The 26,176-nt window shown below is 71.7% G+C and carries 25 protein-coding genes; 10 read left to right on the top strand and 15 right to left on the bottom strand.

Annotated features, from left to right (window positions below):
• Nucleotides 1-313, bottom strand: a 313-nt coding sequence (locus AB0K34_RS11885) for a hypothetical protein (protein ID WP_364547722.1), incomplete at its 3' end; no start/stop codon positions are given.
• Nucleotides 314-628: 315 nt separating this feature from the next.
• Here AB0K34_RS11885 and AB0K34_RS11880 point away from each other — a divergent pair.
• Complete coding sequence (locus tag AB0K34_RS11880; protein WP_301174318.1) at nucleotides 629-1,303, top strand: hypothetical protein; 675 nt, start codon at nucleotides 629-631, stop codon at nucleotides 1,301-1,303.
• Between the two features lie 156 nt (nucleotides 1,304-1,459).
• On the opposite strand, the gene AB0K34_RS11875 is transcribed toward AB0K34_RS11880, so the two are convergent.
• From AB0K34_RS11875 to AB0K34_RS11865, 3 genes are all read right to left on the bottom strand, one after another.
• Nucleotides 1,460-2,848, bottom strand: coding sequence for a glycine--tRNA ligase (locus AB0K34_RS11875; protein ID WP_301174319.1), 1,389 nt, complete (start codon nucleotides 2,846-2,848; stop codon nucleotides 1,460-1,462).
• Between the two features lie 164 nt (nucleotides 2,849-3,012).
• Entirely contained in the window at nucleotides 3,013-4,374 is a 1,362-nt protein-coding gene (locus tag AB0K34_RS11870) for a glycoside hydrolase domain-containing protein (protein ID WP_364547717.1), read from the bottom strand.
• Nucleotides 4,375-4,509: 135 nt separating this feature from the next.
• Entirely contained in the window at nucleotides 4,510-4,794 is a 285-nt protein-coding gene (locus tag AB0K34_RS11865; RefSeq protein WP_138636916.1) for an antibiotic biosynthesis monooxygenase family protein, read from the bottom strand.
• A gap of 29 nt (nucleotides 4,795-4,823) precedes the next feature.
• Between AB0K34_RS11865 and AB0K34_RS11860 the strand changes: the two genes are divergently transcribed.
• From AB0K34_RS11860 to AB0K34_RS11830, 7 genes are all read left to right on the top strand, one after another.
• Nucleotides 4,824-5,132, top strand: a complete 309-nt coding sequence (locus AB0K34_RS11860; RefSeq protein ID WP_364547713.1) for a DUF6703 family protein — start codon at nucleotides 4,824-4,826, stop codon at nucleotides 5,130-5,132.
• A gap of 31 nt (nucleotides 5,133-5,163) precedes the next feature.
• Entirely contained in the window at nucleotides 5,164-6,114 is a 951-nt protein-coding gene (locus AB0K34_RS11855; protein ID WP_364547710.1) for a metal ABC transporter substrate-binding protein, read from the top strand.
• Nucleotides 6,115-6,140: 26 nt separating this feature from the next.
• The gene (locus AB0K34_RS11850) at nucleotides 6,141-6,851 is read left to right on the top strand and encodes a metal ABC transporter ATP-binding protein (RefSeq protein ID WP_364547732.1); all 711 of its coding nucleotides are present in this window, start codon (nucleotides 6,141-6,143) and stop codon (nucleotides 6,849-6,851) included.
• Nucleotides 6,848-7,747 carry a metal ABC transporter permease gene (locus AB0K34_RS11845; protein WP_138636918.1) on the top strand — a complete coding sequence of 300 codons (900 nt, stop codon included), beginning with the start codon at nucleotides 6,848-6,850 and terminating at the stop codon, nucleotides 7,745-7,747. The genes AB0K34_RS11850 and AB0K34_RS11845 overlap by 4 nt, the downstream gene beginning before the upstream one ends.
• Nucleotides 7,744-8,130: a transcriptional repressor gene (locus AB0K34_RS11840; protein ID WP_138636919.1), complete on the top strand. Its 387-nt coding sequence runs from the start codon at nucleotides 7,744-7,746 to the stop codon at nucleotides 8,128-8,130. The genes AB0K34_RS11845 and AB0K34_RS11840 overlap by 4 nt, the downstream gene beginning before the upstream one ends.
• 182 nt (nucleotides 8,131-8,312) lie before the next feature.
• Nucleotides 8,313-9,926, top strand: coding sequence for a M4 family metallopeptidase (locus AB0K34_RS11835; RefSeq protein ID WP_364547706.1), 1,614 nt, complete (start codon nucleotides 8,313-8,315; stop codon nucleotides 9,924-9,926).
• Nucleotides 9,927-10,056: 130 nt separating this feature from the next.
• The gene (locus AB0K34_RS11830; protein ID WP_138636921.1) at nucleotides 10,057-10,482 is read left to right on the top strand and encodes an OsmC family protein; all 426 of its coding nucleotides are present in this window, start codon (nucleotides 10,057-10,059) and stop codon (nucleotides 10,480-10,482) included.
• A 24-nt stretch (nucleotides 10,483-10,506) separates the two neighbouring features.
• Here AB0K34_RS11830 and AB0K34_RS11825 read toward each other — a convergent pair whose 3' ends face one another.
• Both AB0K34_RS11825 and recO read right to left on the bottom strand, forming a co-directional pair.
• Entirely contained in the window at nucleotides 10,507-11,307 is an 801-nt protein-coding gene (locus AB0K34_RS11825) for an isoprenyl transferase (RefSeq protein ID WP_138636922.1), read from the bottom strand.
• Entirely contained in the window at nucleotides 11,304-12,089 is a 786-nt protein-coding gene (gene recO / locus AB0K34_RS11820) for a DNA repair protein RecO (RefSeq protein WP_138636923.1), read from the bottom strand. Before recO ends, AB0K34_RS11825 begins: the two co-directional genes overlap by 4 nt.
• 185 nt (nucleotides 12,090-12,274) lie before the next feature.
• Here recO and AB0K34_RS11815 point away from each other — a divergent pair, with 185 nt between their 5' ends.
• The gene (locus AB0K34_RS11815; RefSeq protein WP_364547702.1) at nucleotides 12,275-13,315 is read left to right on the top strand and encodes a M4 family metallopeptidase; all 1,041 of its coding nucleotides are present in this window, start codon (nucleotides 12,275-12,277) and stop codon (nucleotides 13,313-13,315) included.
• Nucleotides 13,316-13,319: 4 nt separating this feature from the next.
• Nucleotides 13,320-13,574, top strand: a complete 255-nt coding sequence (locus AB0K34_RS11810) for a protealysin inhibitor emfourin (RefSeq protein ID WP_240807659.1) — start codon at nucleotides 13,320-13,322, stop codon at nucleotides 13,572-13,574.
• Nucleotides 13,575-13,650: 76 nt separating this feature from the next.
• On the opposite strand, the gene AB0K34_RS11805 is transcribed toward AB0K34_RS11810, so the two are convergent.
• The 9 genes from AB0K34_RS11805 to ddaH all read right to left on the bottom strand — a co-directional run bounded on the left by AB0K34_RS11805 (nucleotide 13,651) and on the right by ddaH (nucleotide 26,176).
• Nucleotides 13,651-17,223, bottom strand: coding sequence for a discoidin domain-containing protein (locus tag AB0K34_RS11805; RefSeq protein WP_364547699.1), 3,573 nt, complete (start codon nucleotides 17,221-17,223; stop codon nucleotides 13,651-13,653).
• A 118-nt stretch (nucleotides 17,224-17,341) separates the two neighbouring features.
• Nucleotides 17,342-18,886: a glycoside hydrolase family 13 protein gene (locus AB0K34_RS11800; RefSeq protein WP_364547697.1), complete on the bottom strand. Its 1,545-nt coding sequence runs from the start codon at nucleotides 18,884-18,886 to the stop codon at nucleotides 17,342-17,344.
• 44 nt (nucleotides 18,887-18,930) lie between these two features.
• The gene (locus AB0K34_RS11795; protein WP_364547695.1) at nucleotides 18,931-19,809 is read right to left on the bottom strand and encodes a carbohydrate ABC transporter permease; all 879 of its coding nucleotides are present in this window, start codon (nucleotides 19,807-19,809) and stop codon (nucleotides 18,931-18,933) included.
• A gap of 4 nt (nucleotides 19,810-19,813) precedes the next feature.
• Nucleotides 19,814-20,320 carry a sugar ABC transporter permease gene (locus AB0K34_RS11790; protein ID WP_364547692.1) on the bottom strand — a complete coding sequence of 169 codons (507 nt, stop codon included), beginning with the start codon at nucleotides 20,318-20,320 and terminating at the stop codon, nucleotides 19,814-19,816.
• Between the two features lie 57 nt (nucleotides 20,321-20,377).
• Nucleotides 20,378-21,532: a transposase gene (locus tag AB0K34_RS11785; RefSeq protein ID WP_364547688.1), complete on the bottom strand. Its 1,155-nt coding sequence runs from the start codon at nucleotides 21,530-21,532 to the stop codon at nucleotides 20,378-20,380.
• Between the two features lie 36 nt (nucleotides 21,533-21,568).
• A complete protein-coding gene (locus tag AB0K34_RS11780) occupies nucleotides 21,569-22,234 on the bottom strand; it encodes an extracellular solute-binding protein (RefSeq protein ID WP_364547685.1) in 666 nt (221 codons plus the stop codon).
• A gap of 181 nt (nucleotides 22,235-22,415) precedes the next feature.
• A complete protein-coding gene (locus tag AB0K34_RS11775; RefSeq protein WP_138636930.1) occupies nucleotides 22,416-23,426 on the bottom strand; it encodes a LacI family DNA-binding transcriptional regulator in 1,011 nt (336 codons plus the stop codon).
• A 33-nt stretch (nucleotides 23,427-23,459) separates the two neighbouring features.
• Entirely contained in the window at nucleotides 23,460-25,172 is a 1,713-nt protein-coding gene (gene leuA / locus AB0K34_RS11770; protein ID WP_301174331.1) for a 2-isopropylmalate synthase, read from the bottom strand.
• 245 nt (nucleotides 25,173-25,417) lie between these two features.
• A complete protein-coding gene (ddaH, locus tag AB0K34_RS11765; protein ID WP_138636932.1) occupies nucleotides 25,418-26,176 on the bottom strand; it encodes a dimethylargininase in 759 nt (252 codons plus the stop codon).

Raw genomic sequence — 26,176 nt, 5'->3', positions numbered from 1 at the left:
CCGACCCGGTGGAAGTAGAGGCGCCGGTGGTACTGCTCCTCGCCGTCCGGGACCTCGTGCGCGGGCCGACCTGCGCGTGCCGGACCGTCCGCGGCTTGGTGGACGTCCTGCCGCGGGTGGGCGCCTTCGCCACCGGCGCGGGCCGGAGACCGGAGACCGTCCCGGTGGCGGACGTGCCGCCGTGGGTGCCGGCACCGACGGGCCCGACGACGAAGCCGAGCAGGCCGAGCACGACGACGAGCAGCCGGGCGGCGGGCGTGCCCGCGAAGGGCCGGTGCGCAGGGGGCAGGGCGGGGTGCCGCGCGTCGCGCATGCCGCCCTCTCCTTTCCCGCCGTTCCGCTCGCCGTGGGTCCGGCCGTCCGCCGGTCCGCTCAGGCCAACCTAGCCCAGGTTCTCCGGGCCGGAGACGACCTTCGTTTCCCGGCGGCTGAAACACGGGCGCAAATCCCCGTCAAGTGACCCGGCGTGACACTGTCGTCACCCACCCCGTCTCCGCCGTCCCCACCAGCAGACACTGGCCGGTGTCCCAATCCGGCCAGGCCGCAATCGGCCGCCATCCATTGCCCGGTCCGACAACGCGAATTACTTTCGCGTATGCCCACCCCGAACCGGACAGAGGAGTCTCCGGTGGCACGAATCAGACAGACCGCGATCGTCGGGACCGCCGCACTGGCCGTCCTCGCCGCGGGGGTCGCCCCCGCGTACGCCGCGGGCACGACCATCCGCAAGGGCTCGGCCTCGGCCGCCGCCTACTCCGGCAACGTCCAGGCGTCCCTGCTCGGCACCGCGACGGTCTCCACGTCGATCGGCAGCGGGTCCTGCAGCCAGTCGACGATGACCGGGTCCATCAACTCCGACGGCAGCGGCCTCACCATCAGAAGCGCCAGCTTCAGCGGCGACAACGGCGGCCCCTGCTCCGGCAGCAGCAGCTCGACCATCGAGACCCAGAACCTGCCGTGGACCGGCGGCAACGTCACCTACGACGCCGGGCACACCGGCGGCCGCGACGCCACGGTCACGATCAGCAACTTCAGCGTCAAGGCCACCGTGGACATCTTCGGCGGCATCAGCTGCCAGTACGGCGGCACGCTCACCGCCAACGGCTACAACGGCGACAACGCCTCGCGGCCCGTCGCCGGCAGCTCCGAGGCGCAGGTCGGCGTCCAGAACGCCCAGGTCAGCAAGACCGGCGGCAGCTTCCTCTGCCCGGGCACCGCCACCGTCAGCGCCACGTACGCGCTGAAGGGCGAGACCACCGCCGGATCCGGCACCTACAACCAGTCCCTGTACGTCACGGGCTGATCGAAGCCCCCGTAACACCACGCTCCCGGTAAAGGACACGCTCCCCAGGACGTGCTCCCATGAGAAGCGGGCCGCCCCCATCACGCGGGGGCGGCCCGTAGCGGTCTTACGGCCCGGCACGGCCGGCCGATCGGCGGCCTGCCGGACGGCGGCGGGTCAGCAGCCGACGAGCTGCGCCGCGAGGAACGACTCGACCTGGCCGATCGCGATGCGCTCCTGGCTCATCGAGTCGCGCTCCCGGACGGTCACCGCGTCGTCCTCCAGGGTGTCGAAGTCGACGGTGACGCAGAACGGGGTGCCGATCTCGTCCTGGCGGCGGTAGCGGCGGCCGATGGCGCCCGCGTCGTCGAACTCGACGTTCCAGTGCTTGCGGAGCCGCGCGGCGAGGTCGCGGGCCTTCGGGGACAGGTCGGCGTTGCGCGACAGCGGCAGCACCGCGACCTTGACCGGGGCGAGCCGGCGGTCGAGCCGCATGACGGCGCGCTTCTCCATCTTCCCCTTGGCGTTGGGCGCCTCGTCCTCGGCGTAGGCGTCCATCATGAACGTGAGCGTGCAGCGGTCGACGCCCGCCGCGGGCTCGATCACGTACGGGGTGAACCGGTCGCCGGACTCCTGGTCGAAGAACGACAGGTCGGCGCCGGACGCCTTGGAGTGCGTCGTCAGGTCGTAGTCGGTGCGGTTGGCGATGCCCTCCAGCTCGCCCCACTCGCTGCCGACGAAGTCGAACCGGTACTCCACGTCGACGGTGCGCTTGGAGTAGTGCGACAGCTTCTCCTGCGGGTGCTCGAAGAGCCGCAGGTTCTCCTTGCGGATGCCGAGGTCGACGTACCACTGCATGCGCTCGTCGATCCAGTACTGGTGCCATTCCTCGTCGGTGCCGGGCTTGACGAAGAACTCCATCTCCATCTGCTCGAACTCGCGGGTCCGGAAGATGAAGTTGCCGGGCGTGATCTCGTTGCGGAACGACTTGCCGATCTGCCCGATGCCGAACGGCACCTTGCGGCGCGCGGACTGCTGGACGTTCAGGTAGTTGATGAAGATGCCCTGCGCGGTCTCGGGCCGCAGGTAGGCGAGGCCGGACTCGTCCTCGACGGGGCCGAGGTAGGTCTTGAGCAGGCCGTTGAACATCTTCGGCTCGGTGAAGGAGCCCTTGACGCCGCAGTTCGGGCAGGTGACGTCGGCGAGCCCGCCCGCCGGCGGGCGGCCGTGCTTCTCCTCGTAGGCCTCCTCCAGGTGGTCGGCCCGGAAGCGCTTGTGGCAGGACTGGCACTCGGTGAGCGGGTCGACGAACGCCTGGACGTGGCCGCTGGCCTCCCAGACCTCGCGCGCCAGGATGACGCACGAGTCGAGGCCGACGATGTCGTCGCGGCCCTGCACCATGGACTTCCACCACTGGCGCTTGACGTTGTTCTTCAGCTCGACGCCGAGCGGCCCGTAGTCCCAGGAGGCGCGGAGCCCGCCGTAGATCTCGCTCGACGGGTAGACCAGGCCCCGCCGCTTGGCGAGGTTGACGATCGTGTCCAGCACATCGGAACGGCGTGCCATGAGTTCTTCTCCATCCGGCTGGCGGTCGGCGGGACAGTGAGTGCGCCCCGGTCCGCGCACGGCGGGCGGCGGCGAGTGTGATCCCCGGTGAGTGCTCCGGCGCGGTCATCGCCCGCCGCCGGAGAGCATCCCCAGCTTAGGGCACCCGGCGAGCCGCCAAGGCGCTAGTAGACGCGCCCGTCGACGATGTTGCTGTCGATGTTGAGCGTGACGCCGCCGTGCTTCTCCTTGTGGCCGCCGCGGTACTGCTTGATGCGGCGGTGCGGGGACCACCAGGCGTCCGGCAGGTGCGGGTCGTCGTAGACCGAGGCGCGGCCGTTCCAGTTGGCGAACCAGATGGCGGCGGGCTTGCTGATCCCGGTCGCCCGGCCCACGTCGCGGATGCCGGACTTGGCGCTGCTGTAGAGGCACGGGACGTAGCCCTCGGCCTCCAGCTTCCGCACCCAGCGGTCGACGAACCGCAGGACGGCCGCCTTGCACCCGCTCTTCTTGCTGTCGTACGCCTCCATGTCGTAGTAGATCGGCTGGCCCTCGGGGATGCCCAGCGCCCGCGCCTTGCGCGCCGCGTTCACGGCCGCCTTGGCGCCCTGCTTGGCGGCGTTCTTGGCGGTGAAGCGCTGCGGGCGGCTGCCGCACGGCGCCTGAAGGCCGACGTAGGTGGGCGTGATGCGGTACCCCATCTCGCGGACCTGCCGGACCCAGGACGCGGTGAGGTTCGGCTGGGCGCAGCCGCGCGCCGCGCCGCCGATGTAGATGTTGGTGACCTTGAACGAGGGCTTCCAGGCCCTCATCGTCGCGAGCGAGGGCGCCGTGCACGTGTCGAACCCCTTGCCGCGCACCCACGGGCGGTCGAGCCCGGCGTCCCCGCGCGGCACGGCGGGCGCCGGTTCGGCGGGCGCCGACGCGGCGGGTGCCGGTTCGGCGGAGGCCGGCGCGGTGGGGTCCGGGGGCGGGGCCACCCGACGGACGGCGGGCCGGGCCGGCGAGGCGGGCGAGGCCGTCCACTTCGCCGACAGCCGGGTGCCGCGCAGCATCCGCTGCAGCCGTCCTGGGTCCGCCCCGTACACGCCGGTGATCGTGACCCCCGCCTCCGGGAGGGTGAGCCGCGTCTCGTGGTCGAGGTTCGGCGCGATGGTGAGCGAGGCCATCTTGTCGGCGTGCACGACCGTCCGCGCGGAGCGGCCGTTGCCCGCGGGCTCGATGTGGACGGCCTCGGTGCGGCCGACGACGCGGGCCGGGCAGTCCTGCTGCGGACCGGGGCGGCCGAGGTAGACGGCGTGCCGGTCGTAGCGGACGCACCGGGTCGGGTCCGTGTCGAGCCGGTGCACCGCCCAGCCCGCCGGGACGGGCACGCGCAGGCCCCGGTACTCCACGACGCGCGGGCCGGCCGCGCCCGGGGCGCCGGCGTGCGCGGCCAGCCCGGCGGGCCGGGCCGCGAGCCGGGCGGGAGCCGCATCCAGGACGGCGAGGAGGGGGGCGGCCACCGCCGCCCCGGAAAGCACGCTGAACAGGACGGCGTGGCGCATCACATCTCCCCCGGGACCCGCGCGGTGATCATGTAGGGGCAGAGATGACCATGGCGGCGGCGCCCGAAACCGGCCCCGGGCGCTTCTTGCCCGGCGGTTGCCCCGCTCGTGACCCGGCGGGGCGCGGGACCGCGCTCAGGCCGTGCTGACGATCTCGTACGCGCCGGGCTCGTCCACGGCGAGCGCGGCGAGCGGCATGAACTGCATCCGGATGTCGTGGCCGCCGAGCGCCCGGCGGTAGTGCCCGGCGCCGTCCCACTCGGTGACGAGGGCCCACAGGCCGGGGTCGTCGACGGTCCGGGCGAGGCGGCCGGAGCGGAAGCCGGGGCTGGCCGACAGCGCGGTCAGCACCGCCGTCATCCGCTCGGCGAAGCCGGCCGACTCCGCGTCCGGCACCCGGTAGCGGGTTATCGCGATCATCCGTCCATCCTGGCAGTACGTTGGGGCGTGTGGAGACGAGAGGTGAGCGCGGGGGCGGCCTGCGGGCCGCCGTCGAGCGGCACAGCGCGGCGCCCGTGGTGTTCCTGCACCGGCTGCCGCGGTGGGTGCTGCTCGTCACGGTGTTCCTGCTGCTGGTGGTCGGCATGGTCGGGACGGGCTGGGTCGCCGCGGCCGGGCTGCTGGTCCTGGCCGCCGCGCTGGGCTGGTTCGCCTATCTGAACTGGCCGGCGCTGGACGGTTCGGGAAGGATCCTGCGCGTCGTGGCGCTGGCGGTCCTCGTGGGGTTCGCCCTGGGGCGCGGCATCGGGCGGTTTTGACAACCGTTTTCACTTTGTCCATAATCGGCAGGTGCTCCGCTTCCCCGACTCCCTGCGCGCCCTCCCGGCGGCCGCCCTGGCCCTGGCCGGGCTCGCCGCGGGGCTCGCGGCCTGCGCCGACGCGGACGCCGGCGTCCCGCCCGGCAAGACCGCGGTGGTGGCGTCCTTCTACCCGATGGCGTGGCTGGCGGAGCGGGTCGGCGGCGACGACGTGTTCGTCCGGACGCTCACCAAGCCCGGCACCGAGCCGCACGACCTGGAACTGACCGCCCGGCAGGTCGCCCGCATCGAAGACGCCTCCCTCGCCGTCTACGTGCGGGGCGTCCAGCCCGCCGTGGACGACGCCGTCGGCCGGCACGCCAAGGGCAGGTCGCTGGACGCGGCGGCCCTGGTGAGGACGCTGTCCCCGGCCGGCGAGACCGACGACGAGGAGGCGCACGACGGCGTCCGCCACCGGGAGGCCGACTACGACCCGCACCTGTGGCTCGACCCGAGCCGCATGGCCGCCGTCGCCACCGCGCTCGGCGAGCGGCTCACCGCCGCCGACCCCGGCGGCGCGGCCGGCTACCGGGGGCGCGCCGCCGCCACCGCCGCCGAGCTGACCCGGCTGGACCGCGCGTTCCAGGACGGTCTGCGCACCTGCGCCCACCGCGACATCGTCACCGCGCACGCCGCGTTCGGCTACCTCGCCGACCGCTACGGCCTGCGGCAGATCCCGGTGTCCGGGGTCGACCCGTCCGGCGGGCCGTCCCCGAAGCGGCTCGCCGAGCTGACCCGGCTGATCTCGGCCACCGGCGCGACGACGGTCTTCACCGAGACGCTGGTCAGCCCGAAGGTCGCCGAGGCGCTGGCCCGGGAGGCGGGGGTGCGGACGGCGGTGCTGGACCCGGTCGAGGGCATCGAGGACGGCTCGCCCGACGACTACATGACGATCATGCAACGGAACCTGCGGACGCTGCGTCCGGCCCTGGAGTGCTCATGAGCGAGGAGACGGCGCCGCCGCTGGCGATGGCGGGCGGGCTCGTCCGGCGGGACGGCCGCGAGGTCCTCGCCGGCATCGACCTGAGGGTCGCGGCCGGCGACGTGCTGGCGGTCCTCGGGCCGAACGGCGCGGGCAAGTCCACGCTGGTCAAGGCGCTGCTCGGGCTGGTACCGCTGGCCGCCGGAAGCACCGAGATCTACGGCGCGGCGCCCGCCCGGTTCCGCGACTGGCGGCGGATCGGGTACGTCCCGCAGCGGCTGCCGATGGGCGGCGGGGTGCCGGCGACCGTCCGGGAGGTCGTGGCGTCCGGGCGGGTGGCCCGGCGGTCGCGCTGGCTGCCCGCGGCGTTCACCGACCGGACGGCCGACCGCGCCGCGGTGGACCGCGCGCTGCGCACCGTCGGGCTCGCCGACCGGGCCCGCGACTCGGCGCACCTGCTGTCGGGCGGCCAGCAGCAGCGGGTGCTGATCGCCCGCGCGCTCGCCGGGGAGCCCGACCTGTTCGTGCTGGACGAGCCGACCGCCGGGGTGGACGCGCGCAGCCAGGCGGCGCTCGCCGCCACCCTGCACGAGCTGGCCGGGGACGGCCGCACGGTGGTCCTCGTCGCGCACGAACTGGGCCCGCTGGAGCCGCTCGTCACCCGCACGGTCGAGCTCGGCCACGGCCGCATCGTGCACGAGACGACCACCCACGCGACGACGGTCGGCAGGACCGCGACCACGGGAAGGCCCGCGTGAGCGAGATGCTGCAGTACGACTTCATGCGCGTCGCCCTGGTTATGGCGGTGCTGATCGGGCTGACCGCCCCCGCCGTGGGCACGTTCATCGTGCAGCGCCGGCTGTCGCTGCTCGGCGACGGCATCGGCCACATCGCGCTGACCGGCATCGGGCTCGGGCTGCTCACCAGCACCTCCCCCGTGCTCGGCGCGCTGGTGGTGTCGGTGCTCGGCGCGGTGGCGATCGAGGTGGTGCGGGCCCGCAGCCGCAGCGGCGGGGACGTCGCGCTCGCCCTGCTGTTCTACGGCGGGCTCGCGGGCGGCGTGATCCTGACGAACGCCAACGGCGCCGGCTCGGCGAGCCTGCAGTCGTACCTGTTCGGCTCGATCAGCAGCGTGACGGTGACCGACCTGTACGTGGTCGCGGGGCTCGCCGCCGCCGTCCTCGCGATCGTGGCGGTGTTCGGCCGGGAGCTGTTCCTGCTGTGCCAGGACGAGGAGGTGGCGCGGGCGGCGGGCCTGCCCGTCCGCTTCCTCAGCGTGCTGATCGCCGCGACCGCCGCGGTGACCGTGGTGATCTCGATGCGCGCGATCGGGCTGCTGCTGGTCAGCGCGCTGATGGTCGTCCCGGTGGCGGCGGCGCAGCAGCTCACCCGGGGCTTCTGGCAGACGATGCTGGCCGCGATGGGGATCGGTGTGGTCTCGGCCGTTTCGGGTCTCGCGGGGTCCTTCGAGTACGATCTGCCTCCAGGCCCCTCGATCGTGCTGCTGGCGCTCGCGGCGTTCGTGGTCGCGGTCGCCGGGGGCTCGGTGGTGCGCCGCAGGCGCGCCCGCGCCCGCGCGGCGGACGGCGCCGTTCCCGCCGGGTCCGGCGTGGAGGCGCGCGTGGATGCCGAGGCGGAGGTGCTTGGGGGATGACGACGGCCCGCCGGGACGCGGTGCGGCAGGTGCTGGCCGGCTGCGAGGGGTTCCGCAGCGCGCAGGACATCTACGCCGACCTGCGCGCCGACGGCTCCAAGATCGGCCTGACCACCGTGTACCGGGCGCTGCAGGCGCTCAGCGACGCGGGCGAGGTCGACGTGCTGCGCACCGACGAGGGCGAGGCCGTCTACCGCGCCTGCCGCACCGAGCAGCACCACCACCACCTGGTCTGCCGCGACTGCGGCCGCACGGTCGAGGTCGAGGGCCCGGCCGTGGAGCGGTGGGCGGACGCGATCGCCGCCGAGCACGGGTTCACCGACATAACGCACACCGTCGAGGTGTTCGGCACCTGCGCCGCCTGCTCCGCCGCACGGCGCTGAGCTGCGGAGCGGCACTCTACTGATCGGTAGCAAGACGCGTAGTCCACACGCGCCGCCGGGATTTCTTGGCGAATTGTCACATCTACAACAGTCCTGCCCTATGTCATAAATGTCGCATCGCCACGGCGGGCCCGACGGCGGGCCTCTCGGGGGGTGCGTGGCGCCCGCACGAGAGGGCGTTCATGACAAGACGGGCGTTCACCAGCCGACGTACCGCGCTCCTGGCGTCGGCGACCCTGCTCGCGACGGCCGGCACCGCGCTGCCCGCCTCCGCGCGGCAGGCGCCGTCCCCTCCCACCCCCCAGCAGGCCGCCGAGCGCGCGCTCCACGCGCTCGCCGAACGCGGCGCGGCGGTCCGCGCCGGGGACGGGCAGTCCTTCAAGGTCGTCCGGGTCGGCATCGACCGGGACGGCACCTCGCACACCCGGATGACCCGCACCTACAACGGGCTGCCGGTGCTGGGCGGCGACATCGTCGTCCACCAGTCCGCGGCAGGCGCCTGGCGCGGCAGCAGCGGAACGCTCGCGCAGGCGCCCGCCGACTCCACCCCGGAGGTCAGCGCCGCGACCGCCAAGAAGCGCGCCGTCACCAAGCAGCGCAAGGCGGACGGCTCCCCCGCCCTGGTCGTGGAGGCGCGCACCGCCGACCACGCGCCCCGGCTCGCCTGGCGCGTCCAGACCGTCGGCACGCAGGCCGACGGCACGCCCAGCCGGGTCTTCACCTCCGTGGACGCCGCGACCGGCAAGGTCCTGCTGCGCGAGGAGATGATCCGCACCGAGGCGGGCGACGGCAAGTCGCTCTACACCGGGACGGTCCCGCTGGAGACCACCAAGTCGGGCACCACCTACCAGCTGAAGGACCCGACCCGCGGCAACACCTACACCGGCGACGCCGAGAACCAGACCGACCTCTGCTTCCTCATCTGGTGCTTCCGGCGCGCCCCCGCCACCCTGTTCACCGACGCCGACAACCACTGGGGCAGCGGCACCACGTCCGACCGCGCCACCGTCGCCGTCGACGCCCAGTTCGGCACCGACATGACCTGGGACTTCTACAAGAACGTCTTCGGCCGCAGCGGCATCGCCGGCGACGGCAAGGGGTCGTTCAACCGCGTCCACTACGGCAGCGGCTACGCCAACGCGTTCTGGGACGACTCGTGCTTCTGCATGACCTACGGCGACGGTGACGGCTCCCAGCTCGGCCCGCTCACGTCCCTGGACGTCGCCGCGCACGAGATGAGCCACGGCGTCACCAGCGCCACCGCGAACCTCACCTACTCCGGCGAATCGGGTGGGCTGAACGAGGCGACGTCCGACATCATGGCCGCCGCCGTCGAGTTCTACGCCAACAACCCCAACGACGTCGGCGACTACCTGGTCGGCGAGGAGGTCGTCCTGCCCGGCTTCGGCAAGGCCGCGCTGCGGTTCATGGACAAGCCGAGCCGCGACGGCAACTCCCCCGACGCCTGGTCGTCCAACACCAAGAACCTCGACGTCCACTACTCCTCGGGAGTCGCCAACCACTTCTACTACCTGCTGTCCGAGGGCAGCGGCGCCAAGACGATCAACGGCGTCTCCTACAACAGCCCCACGTCCAACGGCTCCACGATCACCGGCATCGGCCGGGACGCCGCCACGAAGATCTGGTACCGGGCGCTGACCACGTACATGACGTCCTCGACCGACTACAAGGGCGCGCGGACCGCGACCCTGAGCGCGGCGGCGGACCTCTACGGCGCGGGCAGCACGCAGTACAGCACCGTGGCCGCGGCCTGGTCCGCGGTGAACGTCACCTAGGACCCCCGTTCCGGGGAAGGAAGCCCCGTGCCCGTGGAGGCGCGGGGCTTTCCCTGGTCCGCGCCGACACGGGCACGGGCATTCCCGGGTTGATGATCCCCCGGCGGGGGCCATGGTGGAGAATCGGGGCATGGCTACGACACGTACCGCAAACGCGCACTGGGAAGGCTCGCTCCTGGAGGGCCAGGGCACCGTCTCGCTGGACTCCTCGAAGCTCGGCACCTACGACGTGACCTGGGCGTCGCGGAGCGAGGAGCCGGGCGGGCGGACGAGCCCGGAGGAGCTCATCGCCGCCGCGCACTCCACCTGCTACTCGATGGCGCTCTCGCACGCCCTCGCCGGCGCCGGGACGCCCCCGGAGAAGGTGGACACCAAGGCCGAGGTCACCTTCCAGCCGGGCGAGGGCATCACCGGCATCCACCTGACCGTCCGGGCGAGCGTGCCCGGCCTCTCCCCGGCCGACTTCGAGAAGGCCGCGCAGAACGCCAAGGAGAACTGCCCGGTCAGCCAGGCGCTCAAGGGCACCAAGATCACCCTGGACGCCGCCCTCGGCTGAGGCGCCGGCCGGTCGATCGAGGCGTCAGCCGGTCGCGGCGGCGGGTTCCACCGAGTTGGGGACCGCGCCGCCGTACCGGCGGTCGCGGGAGGCGTACAGCTGGCACGCGTGCCACAGGTGGCGGCGGTCGAAGTCGGGCCACAGCGTGTCGAGGAACACCATCTCCGCGTACGCCGACTGCCAGAGCAGGAAGTTGGACGTGCGCTGCTCCCCCGACGAGCGCAGGAACAGGTCGACGTCGGGGATGCCCGGCTCGTCCAGGTAGCGGGCGAACACCTTCTCGTTGATCTTGTCGGGGCTGAGCCGGCCGTCCCGCACGTCGCGGGCGATCGCCGCCGCCGCGTCCGCGATCTCGGCCCGGCCGCCGTAGTTCACGCAGAACTGCAGGGTGAGGACGTCGTTGCCGCGGGTCATCTCCTCGGCGGTCTCCAGCTCCTTGATGACGCTGCGCCACAGCCGCGGCCGGCGGCCCGCCCAGCGCACCCGCACGCCCATCGCGTTGAGCTGGTCGCGGCGGCGGCGGATCACGTCCCGGTTGAAGCCCATCAGGAACCGGACCTCGTCCGGGGAGCGCTTCCAGTTCTCGGTGGAGAACGCGTACGCCGACAGGTAGGGGACGCCCAGCTCGATCGCGCCCATGATGACGTCGAAGAGCGAGTCCTCGCCGCGCTTGTGCCCCTCGGTGCGCGGCAGCCCGCGCTCCTTCGCCCAGCGGCCGTTGCCGTCCATGACGATGGCGACGTGCCGCGGCACCAGCTCCGCGGGGATCGCGGGCGGGACGGCGCCGTCCCGGTGCGGCTCCGGTGGCGATACGGGCCTGCTCAAACTCGCTCCCTGTCGGTGTCGTCGTGTGACTCGTCGTGCGTTCGGGGGGTCGCGTCCCGCTCCACGTGGCGGAGCGAGCGGATCCCGTGCTCCAGATGCCACTGGAGGTAGGCGGCCACCAGGCCGCTGGTCTCCGCCCGGTGCCGCTGCTCGCTGGCGTCGGCGTACTCCCAGTCGCCGCGCAGCAGCGCCAGCATCAGCGCGAACGTCGGCGGCGCCGGGGTCGCGGCGCCCGGCTGCCGGCAGTTCGCGCAGACCGCGCCGCCCGCCGCGATGGCGAACCCGCGCAGCCCGCCGCGGGTGCCGCAGCGGCAGCACTCGTCCAGCGCGGGCGCCCAGCCGGCGACCGACAGCGAGCGCAGCAGGAAGGCGTCCAGCACGAGCCGGGGGTCGTGGCTGCGCTCGGCGAGGGTGCGCAGCCCGCCGACCAGGAGCAGGAACTGCCGCAGCGCGGGCTCCCCCTCGTCGCCGGCCAGCTTCTCCGCCGTCTCCAGCATCGCCGTCCCCGCCGTGTAGCGGGGGTAGTCGGCGACGAGCGCCTCCCCGTACGGGCGCAGCGTCTCGGCCTGCGTGATGAGGTCGAGGGAGCGCCGCTCGTACAGCTGGAGGTCCACGTGCGTGAACGGCTCCAGCCGCGCGCCGAACCGGGACTTGGTCTTGCGGACCCCCTTCGCCGCGGCGCGGATCCGGCCGGTCCGCCGGGTCAGCACCGTCACGATGCGATCGGCCTCGCCCAGCTTCTGGGTGCGCAGGACGATGCCTTCGTCGCGGTAGAGGGTCACCCGTTCATTCTGACGCACGCCGCGCGATGCCTCGGCGCGGCGTGCGGACATCTCCCCAGGAACTTCACAAGGCGCTCGGACGGTACCGCTGCGCTTCATAACAATCACATACCGTGACCGGATTCGGCCGTGACGTCCCGCCGAAAGTTGTGGCTCGAACCACCCGGAGCTGGCAGCGTTGTGGCATGAGATGCCACATCGTGCCACCGCACATGCTGGAGCGCATCGCCCGCGACGCCGACGATCCGGCCCTCCGCGCCCGCGCCCGCCGTACGCTGGCGCTCACGTCGGCGCAGTTCGCCGAACGCAAGCTGGCCGCGGCCGGAGCCCCCGGCCCCTCGGAGGACTTCGTCCCCGACCGGACCATCGGCGACGCGGGCCACCGCGAGGAGCTGCCCGGCCGCACCGTCCGCTCCGAGGGCGGCCCCGCCACCGGCGACCGGGCCGCCGACCAGGCCTACGACTGGCTCGGCGCGACGTTCGACTTCTTCGAGGCCGCGTACCGGCGCAACTCGATCGACGGCGCCGGCCTGCGGATGGTCTCGACCGTCCACTACGGCGACGACTACGACAACGCCTTCTGGAACGGCGAGCAGATGGTGTACGGCGACGGCGACGGCGTCCTGTTCACCGGCTTCACCGGTCCCCTCGACGTCACCGGGCACGAGCTCACCCACGGGATCACCCAGTACACGGCCAACCTGGAGTACTACGGCCAGGCCGGCGCCCTCAACGAGTCCATGTCGGACGTGTTCGGCTCGCTCATCAAGCAGTGGCATCTCGGGCAGACCGCCGACCGGGCCGACTGGCTCATCGGGCAGGGGCTGCTGGCCGAGGGCGTCAACGGCGTCGCGCTGCGCTCGATGGAGGAGCCCGGCACCGCCTACGACGACCCCCGCCTCGGCAAGGACCCGCAGCCCGCCCACATGGACCACTACGTGGAGACCTACCGCGACAACGGCGGCGTCCACATCAACTCGGGCATTCCCAACCACGCGTTCTACCTCGCGGCGACCGCGCTCGGCGGCAACGCCTGGGAGAAGGCCGGCCGCGTCTGGTACGACACGCTCACCGGAGGCACCCTCGCCGCCGACGCCGACTTCGCGGCCTTCGCCGCCGCGACCGCCGCGACCGCGGGCCGGCTGTTCGGCGCCGGCTCCGCCGAGGCGAAGGCGGTGAACCGCGCCTGGACCGGGGTAGGAGTCTCCATGGAGGCGAACGGATAGCGCAGTGAAAGTGACAGTCGTCCGCAGCGGAGGATTCGCGGGGATCGAGCGGCGCGCCGAGTCCGACAGCGCCAGCGACCCCATGCTGACGCGGCTCGTCCACCGGGTGGACCTGGCGTCGGTCCCCCCGCCGGGCCGGATCCCCGACCAGTTCCTGTACGAGATCGACATCGACGGCGACCGCACCACCGTCGGCGAGGCGCAGCTGCACGGTCCGCTCCGCGAACTGGTCCACCACGTCCTCGGCCGCGCCCGCTGACCCGCGGGCGCGGCCGGGGGCCCGGCCTGCCGGAGACCGCGGGCGCCTCCCAACACCCGCGGCCCCCGGCCCCCTCTCAGGGGTTGCGGTTGATCGTGAACGTGGTCGTCGTGTTCTTGACGTCCTGGTGGTTGTCGCGCAGTTCCAGTCCGGTGAAGGTCGCCGAGCCGACCGCCGGGCCCTGGCCGGGTTCGGGCAGCTCGTTGACCCAGATCCCGAAGCCGGACTTGGCGTCGAACTCGTCACCGCTCTTGTGCGCGCCCGAAATGGCGACGTCCGTGAGGACGGTGTCGGTGATCGGGTTCAGCGGCCGGCCGCCGGAGTACTTGGTCTGGAACATGATCCCGGAATAGGTCGGGTCGACGATGTCGACATCACTGATCCGGATGCCGCGGAACGGGAACTCGCCGGAGAACAGCCACAGCGCCGGGAACGTCTGCTGCCCCCAGAAATGGCCGCCGGCCCGGACGAGCGAGACGTTCTCGAACCTCGTCTGCGGATCCGATTCGAAACCGAGCGCCGGGATGCCGCCGAACTGCAGCGTCCCGATGGTGATGCCGGAGTAGACGAGCGTGTCGGCGATGTGGATGTTGCGGAAGGTGTTGCCTCCTCCGCCGTAGACGGCGAGGCCGGCGGCGCGCCAGGTGAGGAGGGAGGTCAGGTCCTCGTAGACGTTGCCGGTCTCCTGCTCGTTGCGGTTGTCGATCGCGGGGAACAACGCGAAACTGTCGTCGCCGGTGGTGCGGGTCTCGACGTTCGCGACATGGTTGCCGCTGCTGCCGTTGGTGAAGTTCAGGCCGTCCGCCCACGTGTCCCGGATGCGGGAGTTCTTGATCGTGGAATTGTCGACGTTGGTGCCCCAGAAGAGGCAGACGACGTGCTCGGCCCAGATGTCGTCGATGGTCATGTCGCTGACGTTGGAGAAGTCGAACACCTTTCCCGGTCCGTCGATCCGCGAGGTGTAGTTGCCGAAGAACCCGAACCCCGAGAACGCCGAGCCGTTGGCGGACGCCTCCGTCCGGAATCCCGCATCGGTGTTCTGCTGGTTCGGCGGCGTGCGGAACCGGGTGAACCACGGGCCCGCGCCGACGACCTTGACGGCCTTTCCGTACACCTGGAACTTCTGCGCGGTGTCGTAGGTGCCGGGCGGCAGGTAGACGCCGGTGAGGGCGGGGTCCTGGCGCGCCTTGTCGAGGGCGTTCTGGACGTCCTGGTGGGTGAACCCGGCGGGCACCGCGTACTTGGCGGGGTCGGGGTTCGGCTTGGCCTCCGCGAGTTCGGTGTTGACGAAGTCGATGGCGTAGGTGGTGGTGTTGGCCGCGTCCTTCTGCAGCTTGATCTTGCTGCCCGCCGGGACCGTCCGGCCGAGCATCAGGTTCGCCTCGTCGTAGATGTGGCGGGGCGGCCCGGCCCCCGGCGAGTCGCTCGGGCTCGCCTCGGCGCCGTACACCCACGTGTACCGGGACGTCAGGTCGATCGCCTTCAGGAACGTCCCGTCGACGTAGACGTCGAGCGTCGCGTCGATGCCGCCGCCGCCCGCCGCGTCCGGGATGGAGTACCGGGTCACGAGGGTGTTGGTGGCCGCCTTGGCGGTGAACTCGACGCTGCTGCCCGTCGAGTTGAGCGTGACCGCGCGGCGCCCCGACGCCTCGCCCGCCAGGTCACCGACCTTGCGGTTGGGGCCGACGACCGCCGCGCCGCCGCCGAGGACGCCGTCCTCCGCCTCGTACATGTCGAACGGCAGGTGCGCGCCGCGCCCGACGAACAGCGCCTGGGTGGAGGTGTTGTTCGCGCGCTTGACCGGAACTTCGTTGGCGTCGTCGGCGATGACGGTCTTCACCGTGTACCGGCCGTTCGCCGCCGTCCACGTCCCGAGGCCGATGGGGGCGGTGGACGCGCCCGGTGCGAGCGACCCGGTGTACGAGCCGGTCAGCGTCTTGACGGCGGTGTCGCCGTCGAGGACCGCGAGCGTGATCCCGTGGGCGCCCGCGGCCGTCGCCTGCGTGCCGTTGTTCCGGAGCGTCACCGAGAAGGCCACGGCGTCGCCCGCCCGCGGGGTGCCGGGGCTCCAGGTGACGGCCTGCGCCACCAGGTCGGAGCTGGGCACCTGCCCGACCGTGAGCTGCGCGCTCCGGGCGTTGTTGGTCTCGTTCAGTTCGATGTTGTCGTCACCGGCGTCGGCCTTGGCGGCGACGGTGTAGGAGCCCGCGTCCCGAGTGCCGATCGAGGCCGACACCGTGGTGGACGCGCCCGCCGCCAGCTCGCCGACCGGGGCGGTCGCGGCCTTCTCGTCGCCGATCAGGAAGTCGAGGCCGCTCGCGTCGGCCGTGCCCGTCCCGATGTTCTTCACGGTCGCCCGGAGGGTGACGGCGTCGGTCTCGACCGGTGAGGCCGGCGTCCAGGAGACGTCCGTGACGGTCAGGTCGGGGGTCGGCGCGGGCGTCCCGATCACCTGGAACTCGGCGGCCTGGGCTCCGGGCGCTCCGGAGTTGGAGGTGAACTTCAGCTGGATCTCGGCCGCGGTCGCCACGACCGGGATCGTGGCCGTGTTCCCGGTCGCGGGGCTGAACGTGTAGGCGGCGGACGGCTTGATCGTCGTGAACGGCGCCTTGGGGCCGCTCCGGCCGAGCACCTCGATCGTCTGGGTGCGGGTCGCCCAGGCGGCGTCCGGGTTCAGCTTCACCACGACGAACGTGAGGTCGGCCTTGGCTCCGAGGTTGACCGTGAGGGTGGCCGGATAGGCGCCCGGACCCGACTCCCAGTACGTCGCCACGTCGTTGTCGTTGGCATTGGCCTCGACGAACGAGTACACGTGCGACGACGCGGTGATCGGCTTCCCGGCGGCGAGGTTCGTCCCGCCGCCCTGGCCCTGCCTGGTCACGACGTTGCTGTTGGGCGAGACGTTGCCCGCCGCGTCCCGCGCCCGCACGAAGTAGGAGACGGTCGCCGTGCCGGGCTGGTCGTCGGTGTAGGTGAGGACGCCGCCGGCGACGCTCGCGCGCTTCTCGCCGTTGGCGTAGACGTCGTACCCGGTCACGCCGACCGCGTCCGACGAGGCGTTCCAGGTCAGCTTGATCTTCCCGGCGGACGGTTCGCTGAACGCCAGCCCGGTCGGCGCGGTCGGCGCGGTCTGGTCGCCGGTGGACGGCCCGTAGACCTCCAACTCCGACAGCTGCCCGGCGGGCCAGCCGGTGTTGGCGGTGATGCGGACGCGCAGGTACCGGGTGGGCGTGGACGTGTAGGCCAGCGTGACGGTGTTCTGCGCCGCCGGGTCGAACACGCGCCCGGCGGAACCGACGAGGTCGGTGTAGGTCGTCCCGTCCGTGCTGCCCTGCACGGAGAGCGTCTGGGTGCGCGTCCCCCAGTCGGCGGTCGGGAGCTTGAGGACGACCTTGTCCGTGCTGACGGACGCGCCGAGGTCGACCTGGATCCACTGCGGGAACGCGTTGTTCGCGCTCTCCCAGTAGGTGGCCTGGTTCCCGTCGTTGACGTTCGACGCGGTGTACCGGCCGTTGGAGCTGCTCGCGGAGACGGTCCTGCCGGCGGCCAGGTTCGGTTCGGCCGCCGCCGCGGGCGCCGCCGCCGGGCCGGTCAGCCCGGCGGCGGCCAATGCCGCGGCCAGCAGGATGCGGAGGGACTTCGGTCTCATCGCTGGTGTTCTCCCTTTCGGTGGGGGTGGGGGCACCTGCCTGGGAGGAGCGGCAGAGATCTGGGGCGGCCCTATCGGCGTAGCCAGGCGGCCCTGTCAGCGCAGCCGGGCGGCCATGTCAGCGCAGCCAGGCGGCCGTGTCGGGCGGGAGCTGCCCGTCCGGGAGCGGGCCGCTCGCCAGCAGGACCTCGCCGGTGAGCGGCACCGGCGCGTCGCCGAGGTTCAGCACGCAGGTCAGGCCGGAGTCGCGGGCGAAGGCGAGGACGCCGTCCGCCGACGGGAGCCAGGTGAGCGTGCCGTCGCCGAGGTGCTCGCGGCGCAGCGCCAGGGCGTCCCGGTAGAGGCTCAGCATCGAGCCGGGGTCGGCGTCCTGCGCCTCGACGGTGAGGTCCTTCCAGTCGGGCGGCTGCGGGAGCCACGGGTCGCCGCCGAACCCGAACGGCGGCTCGTCCCCCGACCACGGCAGCGGGACGCGGCAGCCGTCGCGGCCCGGGTCGGTGTGGCCGGAACGGGTCCAGATGGGGTCCTGGCGCAGGTCGTCGGGGAGGTCCTCGAACTCCGGGAGCCCGAGTTCCTCGCCCTGGTAGAGGTAGACGGCGCCGGGCAGCGCCATCGCCAGCAGCGCGGCGGCCCGCGCGCGGCGGACGCCGAGGGCCCGGTCGGTCGGCGCGCCGTGCCGGCGGTCCTGCAGGTCGAACGAGGTGTCGGCGCGGCCGTACCGGGTCACCGGGCGGACGACGTCGTGGTTCGACAGCACCCAGGTGGGCGGCGCGCCGAGCGGGACGTGCGTCGCGAGCGTCGTGTCGATCACCTTCCGCAGCGCGTCCGGTTCGAGCGCGCAGTTGAGGAAGTCGAAGTTGAACGCGGTGTGCATCTCGTCCGGGCGCAGGTAGCGGGCGAACCGCTCCTGGTCGGGCAGCCACACCTCGCCGACGAGCATCCGGCCCGGGTAGGCGTCGGTGACCTTGCGCCAGCCCCGGTAGATCTCGTGGACGCCGTCCCGGTCGGTGTAGGGGTCGCGGCCGTCGGGCGCGGCGTCGGGGTCCTTCACCAGCAGGGCGGCCGAGTCGATGCGGATGCCGTCCACGCCGCGGTCGTACCAGAACCGCAGGACGTCGTGGAACTCGTGGACGACGTCGGGGCTGTTCCAGTTGAAGTCGGGCTGCTCGGGCGCGAACAGGTGCAGGTACCAGTCGCCGTCCGGCAGCCGGGTCCAGGCCGGCCCGCCGAAGATCGACTGCCAGTCGTTGGGCGGGCCGCCGTCCCGGCCGCGGCGGAACCAGAACCGGTCCCGCTCCGGCGAGCCGGGCCCCGCGGCGACCGCGTCCCGGAACCACGCCGACTCGTGCGAGGAGTGGTTCGGCACCACGTCCAGGATGATCCGCAGGCCGGCCGCGTGCGCCTCCGCGATCAGCGCCTCCGCCTCGGCGAGCGTGCCGAACACCGGCGCGACGTCCCGGTAGTCGGCGACGTCGTAGCCGCCGTCCGCCATCGGCGACGGGTACCACGGGTTCAGCCACAGCGCGTCCACGCCGAGGCCCGCGAGGTAGGGCAGCCGGTCGCGCAGGCCGGCGAGGTCGCCGACGCCGTCGCCGTTCCCGTCGGCGAAACTGCGCGGGTAGACCTGGTAGATCACCGCGCCGCGCCACCACGTTTCGGGCATGCTGACAACTCCTTAGAGAGAAAGGTGCGGGACGGGGAAGGGGGTCAGCCCTTCAGCCCGCCCGCCGTGAGACCGGCCATGATGTGCCGCTGGAACACGAAGAAGACGACGATGGTGGGCACGCTCGCGATCACGAGCGAGCCGATCAGCACGTTCTGCGGGACCTGCACGGCGAGGGACGCGATCGCGACGCTGATCGTCTTGCGCCCGGTGTCGGGCAGCACGAGCAGCGGCCAGACGAAGTCGCGCCACACGTTCACCACCGTGAAGATCGACACGACGCCGAGGATCGGCCGCGACACCGGCAGCACGATCGACCACAGGATCCGGGCGGGCGCGGCCCCGTCCACCTCGGCGGCGTCCAGCAGCTCGGTGGGGATCGAGTCGAAGAACCGCTTGAGCAGGAAGATGTTGAACGCGTTCGCGGCGGCCGGCAGCCAGATCGCCCACGGGGTGTTCAGCAGGTTGACGTGGAAGATCGGCAGGTCCTTCACGGTCAGGTAGGCGGGCAGCAGGATCACCATCGGCGGGATCATCAGCGTGGCGAGCATCCCGCCGAGGACCGCCCTGCCGAGGATCGGCCGCAGCTTCGACAGCGCGTACGCGGCGGCGACGTCCACCCCGAGGGTGAACAGCCACGCCCCGAACGCGTAGAGCGTCGTGTTCCACAGGTACTTGCCGAGGTCGAGCTGCCGCCACGCCTCCCGGTAGCCGCTCAGGTCGAGGCTGTGCGGGAACACGCTCGGCGGGACGTCGGCCAGCTCGTCCGGCGACTTCATCGCGCCGGTGACCATCCAGTACAGCGGGAAGACGAACACGAACGTGAACGTCACGAAGACGGTGGTGAAGACCGTCCAGTAGACGGCCTTGCCGCGCCGGGTGCCGAGGGTGTGCGGCGAGACGAGGGTCCGCGTCTCCGGCATCGCGCTACCTCGCTTCCTCGCGCGAGACGCGCAGGTAGACGACGGAGAACACGATCAGGACGAGCATGAGCATCAGCCCGAGCGCGCCACCTCCGCCGAAGTTCGTGAAGTTGAACGCGTACTGGTACATCAGGTACGCGACGGTGACGGTGGCGTCCTCGGGGCCGCCGCCGGTGAGCAGGAACGGCTCGATGAACACCTGCATGGTCGCGATGATCTGCAGCAGGAGCATCACGAGCAGGATCAGCTTCGTCTGCGGGATGGTGATGTGCCGGATCCGGCGGAACAGCCCGGCGCCGTCCAGCTCCGCCGCCTCGTACAGCTCGCCGGGGATCGTCTGCAGCGCGGCGAGGTAGATCAGCGTGCCGCTGCCGAGGTTCATCCAGGTCGACACGATCACCAGCGACACGAGCGCGGTGTCGGTGGAGTCGAGCCAGCTCAGCCCCGGCAGCTGGAAGAAGCCGAGGATCTGGTTGAACAGGCCCGGCCCCGGGTCGTAGAACCACGTCACCTGCTCACCCGAGGGGAGTGGGCTTGCGACTCACGACTGCCCCTGACTGGAGGACGGTCACGCGGCCGCATCAGGCGTGTTGACGAACGCCCACGCCGTGCGTGCGCGTCTCGCGACGTTCACGGCGGCGATGTGGTCGGCCGGGCCAGCGAGCCCGCAGACCACGCAAATGAAGTCGTCCCGGGTGGGACGGTTCTTGCGACAGATGTGCCCGCAGCGCGGACACCTTTGGGAGGTAAAGGCCGGATCCACGTCCAACACCGGCACGCCGACGCGGCGGGCTTTGTAGGCGATGAACTCGCCGAGTTGGTGAAACGGCCAGGACGACAGGGTGGCCCGCTGGTGCCGCTTGAGCCGTACCCGGTCGCGGATGCCTTGGAGATCCTCCAGGGCGATACCGCGTCCGGTGCGTTGGGCATCGGCCACCAATGTCTTGGCGATCTTATGGTTCGTGTGCGCGGCGTGCCGGGACTCCCGGCACGCCCGCCGCTTCAGCTTCCGCTTGGCAGACTTGGTGCCCTTGGCCTGCAACTCGGCACGGGCCCGGGCCATGCGCCGCCGATACCGCTGCAAGCCTCGCCCCTGGTGATTGCCGCCATCGGACGTTGTTGCCAGGTTGGCGATGCCGCGATCCACCCCCAGCCAGTCGACCGGGTTGGTGTTCAGCGGAGCCTCTGGCACCTCACAGGTAGCGACAATGAACCACTTACCGTCACGGCGCACCAGATCGCTCTCACCCTTCCGATACTCGGCCAGAGTCTTGAGCTGTGACGGCTCACCAGTGAAGGCGACATCCTTCATCCGGCCCCGGATGGTCCAGATCGACACCGTCCGGGCATCCATCTGCCATGACAAACACCGATCGTCAAACGCCTGCGCGGCATTGACGCGGAAGGTGATCGGTCTATTTTCAGCCTTGGCCCGGCGCGCTGCCCCTATCCCGCCGAACAGCCCCACCTCGATCTGGGCGCGTAGTGCCGTGTAGGCGTCGGCAACCTTCCGTATGACATGTATGGCGGGCTGCGCGGACAGTCCTCGTTCTTTTACTTCCCTGTACAGGAGCTTCTGGAGCTCGATCCGAGAGAACACCCTCCGCTGGAACGCTTCCCGTGAGACGAAGTCGGCGGCAAGGTTGCACGCGCTCAGGGTCGCCGCCAGCGCCGTCGCTTGCTCGGGCGACGGTAGTAGCTTGACCTGTACCACCAACTTCACGGAGCAGAACCTATCAGTCACATGAAGTAACCATACTCAGAGTTCGAAAATTTGTTCGGTGAAGTACCAGCCGCCCTGGTTCTTCGCGCTCAGCTCGGCGTAGCCGACGATCCCGTCGCCGAGGGCGCTGATCTTCTTGGCGGCGTCGCGGGCCTCGGTCCAGGTCTTGGGCGGCGCGTCCGGGTTCAGGCCGGCCTTCTTGAACAGCGCCCGGTTGCAGAACAGGCCCATCGTGTAGTTCTGCCTCGGCAGCCCGTACACCTTGCCGCCGTCCTTGAGGACCTGCGTGACGGCCGGGTCGAGGTTCGGGTTCTGCTTGACCTGGCCGAGGTACGGGGTGATGTCGGCGGCTTGGCCGTGCGCGACGATGCTCTGGACGTCGGTGAAGTAGACGTAGAAGACGTCCTCCATCTGCCCGCCCGCCAGTTTCGCCTGGAAGGTCTGCGGGTCGATGCAGGGGAACGCGTCCTTGCCCTCGACCGTGATGTTGGGGTGCAGCTTTTGGAACGCGGCGACGTCCTCGTTCCACTCCTTGCGCTGGGCCTCCTGGCTCTTGGCCGGCATGCAGCCGACCGTGATCGACACCTTGGTGCCGGCGTCCAGGGGCGCGGTGTCCTTGCCACCGGAGCCGTCCCCGCCGCAGCCGGCGGCGGTCGCGCCGAGAACGGCCGTGAGCAGGGTGGCGAGAATCCGGGATCTCATGGGGGTTCCTCCTGGGCCGTCGGGTCGGCCAATTGCGAGGAACATACATAGACCAACAACTCAATGCAATAGCTGAATGAACATACGCAAAAAGCCGACAGTGAGAACGGTCCAGCGGCGTAAACGGGTGCAGAACGACGAAAGCCGCCCTGCGGGAGGGCGGCTTTCGGACGTCCGGAGATCAGGCGGCGCGCACGGGCGCGGTGGAGGCGCGGACGACCAGCTCCGGCTCGTAGAGCAGCTCCTCGGCGGACACCGAGGCGCCCTCCACCTGGTTCACCAGCAGCGTGACCGCCGCGCGGCCGATGGCCTCGATCGGCTGCCGGACGGTGGTGAGCGGCGGGTTCACGCAATTCATGAACGCCGAGTCGTCGTAACCGACGACCGAAACGTCGCCCGGCACCGACATGCCGAGGCGCCGGACGGCGCGGATCACGCCGAGCGCGAGCGGGTCGCTGGCGCAGATGATGCCGGTGACGCCGTCGCGGATCAGCCGCCCGGTGACGGCCTGGCCGCCCTCCAGGGAGAACATGCTGCGCCGGATCCAGGCGTCCGGCAGCTCGACGCCCGCGCGCTCGGCGGCGGCGCGGACCGCGGCGAGCTTGCGGCTGGACGGCACGTGGTCGGCCGGGCCGAGGACGGCGCCGATCCGCTCGTGCCCGAGCGACAGCAGGTGCGCGAACGCCTGCTCGGCGGCCACCGCGTCGTCGGTCGAGACCTGCGGGAAGCTGAGCTCGTCGGCGGCCGCGTTGACCAGCACGACGGGCAGCCGCACGTCGAGCAGCCGGTGGTAGTGGTCGTGCGGCGCGTCGGCCTCGGCGTACAGGCCGCCGGCGAACACCACCCCGGACGCCTGCTGCTGCAGGAGCATCTCGACGTAGTCGGCCTCCGACAGGCCGCCCGGGGTGAGCGTGCACAGCACCGGCGTGAACCCGCGCTGGGCGAGGGCGCCGCCGACGACCTCCGCCAGCGCGGGGAAGATCGGGTTGCCGAGCTCGGGCAGCACGAGGCCGACCAGCCGGGCCCGCTCGCCCCGCAGCTGGGTGGGGCGCTCGTAGCCGAGCACGTCGAGGGCGGTGAGGACGGCCGCGCGGGTCGCGTCCGACACGCCGGGCTTGCCGTTCAGGACCCGGCTGACGGTGGCCTCGCTGACCCCGACCTTCTTGGCGACCTCGGCCAGTCGACGTGTCATGCCGAAACTATACGACGCGATCGCGCAAGCCGCTTACGCTTCTTGCGCGCGGGCCACCCGGTTCACGGCGGACAGGATCGCCTTGAGGGACGCGGTCACGATGTTGCCGTCGATGCCGACGCCCCACACCGTCGTGCCGTTCACGTCGCACTCGACGTAGGCGGCGGCGCGCGCGTCGCCGCCCGCGCTCATCGCGTGCTCGGCGTAGTCCAGCACCCGCACGTTGACCCCGATCGTGGCGAGCGCGTCCTCGAACGCCGAGACCGGGCCGTTGCCGACGCCCTCGATCTCGCGGATCTCGCCGTCGACGCGGACGTCGCAGCTGAGCGCGTCCTTCTCGTCCACCCGGGACGTGGCGCGGTGCGCCAGCAGCCCGGCGCGCGGCCCGTTGCCGAGGAACTCGGCCTCGAAGATCTCCCACATCCGCTCCGGCGTGACCTCGCCGCCGGCGCTGTCGGTGTGCTCCTGCACCACCCGGGAGAACTCGATCTGCAGCCGGCGCGGCAGCTCCAGGGAGTGCTCGGTCTTCATGATGTAGGCGACGCCGCCCTTGCCGGACTGGCTGTTCACCCGGATCACGGCCTCGTACGTCCGGCCGACGTCGTGCGGGTCGATCGGCAGGTACGGGACCTCCCAGCGGTACGCCTCCACCGGGGTCCCGGCGGCCTCGGCGTCGCGCCGCAGGTGGTCGAAGCCCTTGTTGATGGCGTCCTGGTGGGAGCCGGAGAAGGCGGTGTAGACCAGGTCGCCGCCGTAGGGGTGCCGCTCGTGGACGGGCAGCTGGTTGCAGTACTCGACGGTCCGCCGGATCTCGTCGATGTCGGAGAAGTCGATCTGCGGGTCGACGCCCTGGGTGAACAGGTTCAGGCCGAGGGTGACCAGGCAGACGTTGCCGGTGCGCTCGCCGTTGCCGAACAGGCAGCCCTCGATGCGGTCGGCGCCCGCCATGTAGCCGAGCTCGGCGGCGGCGACGGCCGTCCCGCGGTCGTTGTGCGGGTGCAGCGACAGGACGACCGAGTCCCGGTAGGCCAGGTTCCGGTTCATCCACTCGATCTGGTCGGCGTACACGTTCGGCGTCGCCATCTCGACGGTCGCCGGCAGGTTGACGATGACCTTGCGGTCCGGGGTCGGCCTCCACACGTCGTTGACGGCGTTGCAGACCTCGACGGCGTACTCCAGCTCGGTGCCGGTGAACGACTCCGGCGAGTACTGGAAGTAGATCTCGGTGTCGCCCATGTCCTCGGCGAGCTTGGCGCACAGCTTGGCGCCCTCGACGGCGATCGCGGTGATGCCGTCCCTGTCCTGCCCGAACACGACGCGGCGCTGCAGCGTGCTGGTCGAGTTGTACAGGTGCACGATGGCCTGCTTGGCGCCGCGCACCGACTCGAAGGTCCGCTCGATCAGTTCCGGCCGGGCCTGGGTCAGCACCTGGATGACGACGTCGTCGGGGATCCGGCCCTCGTCGATGATCTGCCGGACGAAGTCGAAGTCGGTCTGGCTCGCCGCCGGGAAGCCGACCTCGATCTCCTTGTAGCCCATCCGTACCAGCAGCTCGAACATCTTGAGCTTGCGGTGGGCGTCCATCGGGTCGATCAGCGCCTGGTTGCCGTCCCGCAGGTCGACCGCGCACCAGCGCGGCGCCTCGGTGATGACGGCGTCCGGCCAGGTGCGGTCGGACAGCTTGACCGGGGCGAAGGGGCGGTAGCGCTGGAAGGGCATACCGGAGGACTGCTGTTGCGGATACATCCGTTGAGATCTCTCTGCTCGAACCTCGCGGCCGACGTCCACGTCAAAGTCCCGCAGCGAGGGAGCCGACCTGTCTTACAGGCCCCCGCTGCGGCCGCTAAGGAGGAGCAGCTCACGCAACACGTCCGCCAACGTAACAGATGCCATCCGGGTTGCGGAAACCCAGGTCCGCATGTTGAGACAACAGCGGCCTCCTCCGTCTCATCGCAACGCCTCCCGGCGCGCGGGTCATTCCCCCGGGACGGTCAGGGGACGAGGACGGAGAGGCAGGTCACGCAGCCGTCGAGGGCCTCGAACTCGCTGATGTCCACGCTGGTGACGCGCAGCCCGTCCGCCGCCAGCCGCGCCGCCGTGCGAGGCGCCGAGGCCGCCATCAGGACGTGGTCGGGCCCGAGCGGCACCACGTGGGCGCCCGCCGGCTCGGGCGCGACGCGCAGGCTCGGCAGCGCGGAGGTGTCCACCAGTTCGGGCCGGCCGATCAGGCCGCCGTCCGGCAGCGCGGTCACCGCCGACTTCAGGTGCAGGCAGCCGCGCGTGTCCACCGGCACGACCCGCCGCCCGCCCAGCAGCCGTGCCAGCGCGCAGATGCCCTCCTCGTTGGTGCGGGCGCCGCGGCCCGCGTAGACGGTGCCGCCGACGCTCAGCACGTCGCCGCCGTCCAGGGTGCCGGGCGGCTCGATCCGCTCGATCCGCAGGCCCAGCTCGCGCGCCGCCCGCTCGGCACCGGGCAGCTCGCCCCGGCGGCGCTCCTCCCCCGACCGGCACACGATCGCCAGGTCGCCGGCGACGACCAGGGCGTCCTCGACGAACACGGCGTCGGGCAGGTCGTCGGCGGGCGGCACGGCGCGCACCGACCAGCCCGCCGAGCGCAGCGCCGCGACGTAGGCGGCGTGCTGGCGCGCCGCGAGCGCGGCGTCCACCGGGCGGCGGGTCGCGTGGGTGACGATGCCCTCGGCGATCCGCGGGCCGGGAGCCCGGACGAGCGCCGTTCCGGCGGCGGGCAT

Source organism: Actinomadura sp. NPDC049382 (assembly GCF_040677125.1).
Lineage (GTDB): Bacteria > Actinomycetota > Actinomycetes > Streptosporangiales > Streptosporangiaceae > Spirillospora > Spirillospora geliboluensis.
The sequence above is the reverse complement of the archived record's forward strand: the minus strand, read 5'-3'. Positions and strand labels throughout refer to the sequence as shown.

Bases quoted from the DNA above. Each gene is read 5' to 3' on its own strand.
- AB0K34_RS11875 (WP_301174319.1), bottom strand. From the start codon at position 2,848: ATGGCACGCCGTTCCGATGTGCTGGACACGATCGTCAACCTCGCCAAG.
- AB0K34_RS11870 (WP_364547717.1), bottom strand. From the start codon at position 4,374: ATGCGCCACGCCGTCCTGTTCAGCGTGCTTTCCGGGGCGGCGGTGGCC.
- AB0K34_RS11865 (WP_138636916.1), bottom strand. From the start codon at position 4,794: ATGATCGCGATAACCCGCTACCGGGTGCCGGACGCGGAGTCGGCCGGC.
- AB0K34_RS11850 (WP_364547732.1), top strand. From the start codon at position 6,141: ATGGCGGGCGGGCTCGTCCGGCGGGACGGCCGCGAGGTCCTCGCCGGC.
- AB0K34_RS11840 (WP_138636919.1), top strand. From the start codon at position 7,744: ATGACGACGGCCCGCCGGGACGCGGTGCGGCAGGTGCTGGCCGGCTGC.
- AB0K34_RS11835 (WP_364547706.1), top strand. From the start codon at position 8,313: ATGACAAGACGGGCGTTCACCAGCCGACGTACCGCGCTCCTGGCGTCG.
- AB0K34_RS11830 (WP_138636921.1), top strand. From the start codon at position 10,057: ATGGCTACGACACGTACCGCAAACGCGCACTGGGAAGGCTCGCTCCTG.
- AB0K34_RS11815 (WP_364547702.1), top strand. From the start codon at position 12,275: ATGAGATGCCACATCGTGCCACCGCACATGCTGGAGCGCATCGCCCGC.
- AB0K34_RS11805 (WP_364547699.1), bottom strand. From the start codon at position 17,223: ATGAGACCGAAGTCCCTCCGCATCCTGCTGGCCGCGGCATTGGCCGCC.
- AB0K34_RS11800 (WP_364547697.1), bottom strand. From the start codon at position 18,886: ATGCCCGAAACGTGGTGGCGCGGCGCGGTGATCTACCAGGTCTACCCG.
- AB0K34_RS11795 (WP_364547695.1), bottom strand. From the start codon at position 19,809: ATGCCGGAGACGCGGACCCTCGTCTCGCCGCACACCCTCGGCACCCGG.
- AB0K34_RS11780 (WP_364547685.1), bottom strand. From the start codon at position 22,234: ATGAGATCCCGGATTCTCGCCACCCTGCTCACGGCCGTTCTCGGCGCG.
- AB0K34_RS11775 (WP_138636930.1), bottom strand. From the start codon at position 23,426: ATGACACGTCGACTGGCCGAGGTCGCCAAGAAGGTCGGGGTCAGCGAG.
- leuA (WP_301174331.1), bottom strand. From the start codon at position 25,172: ATGTATCCGCAACAGCAGTCCTCCGGTATGCCCTTCCAGCGCTACCGC.
- ddaH (WP_138636932.1), bottom strand. From the start codon at position 26,176: ATGCCCGCCGCCGGAACGGCGCTCGTCCGGGCTCCCGGCCCGCGGATC.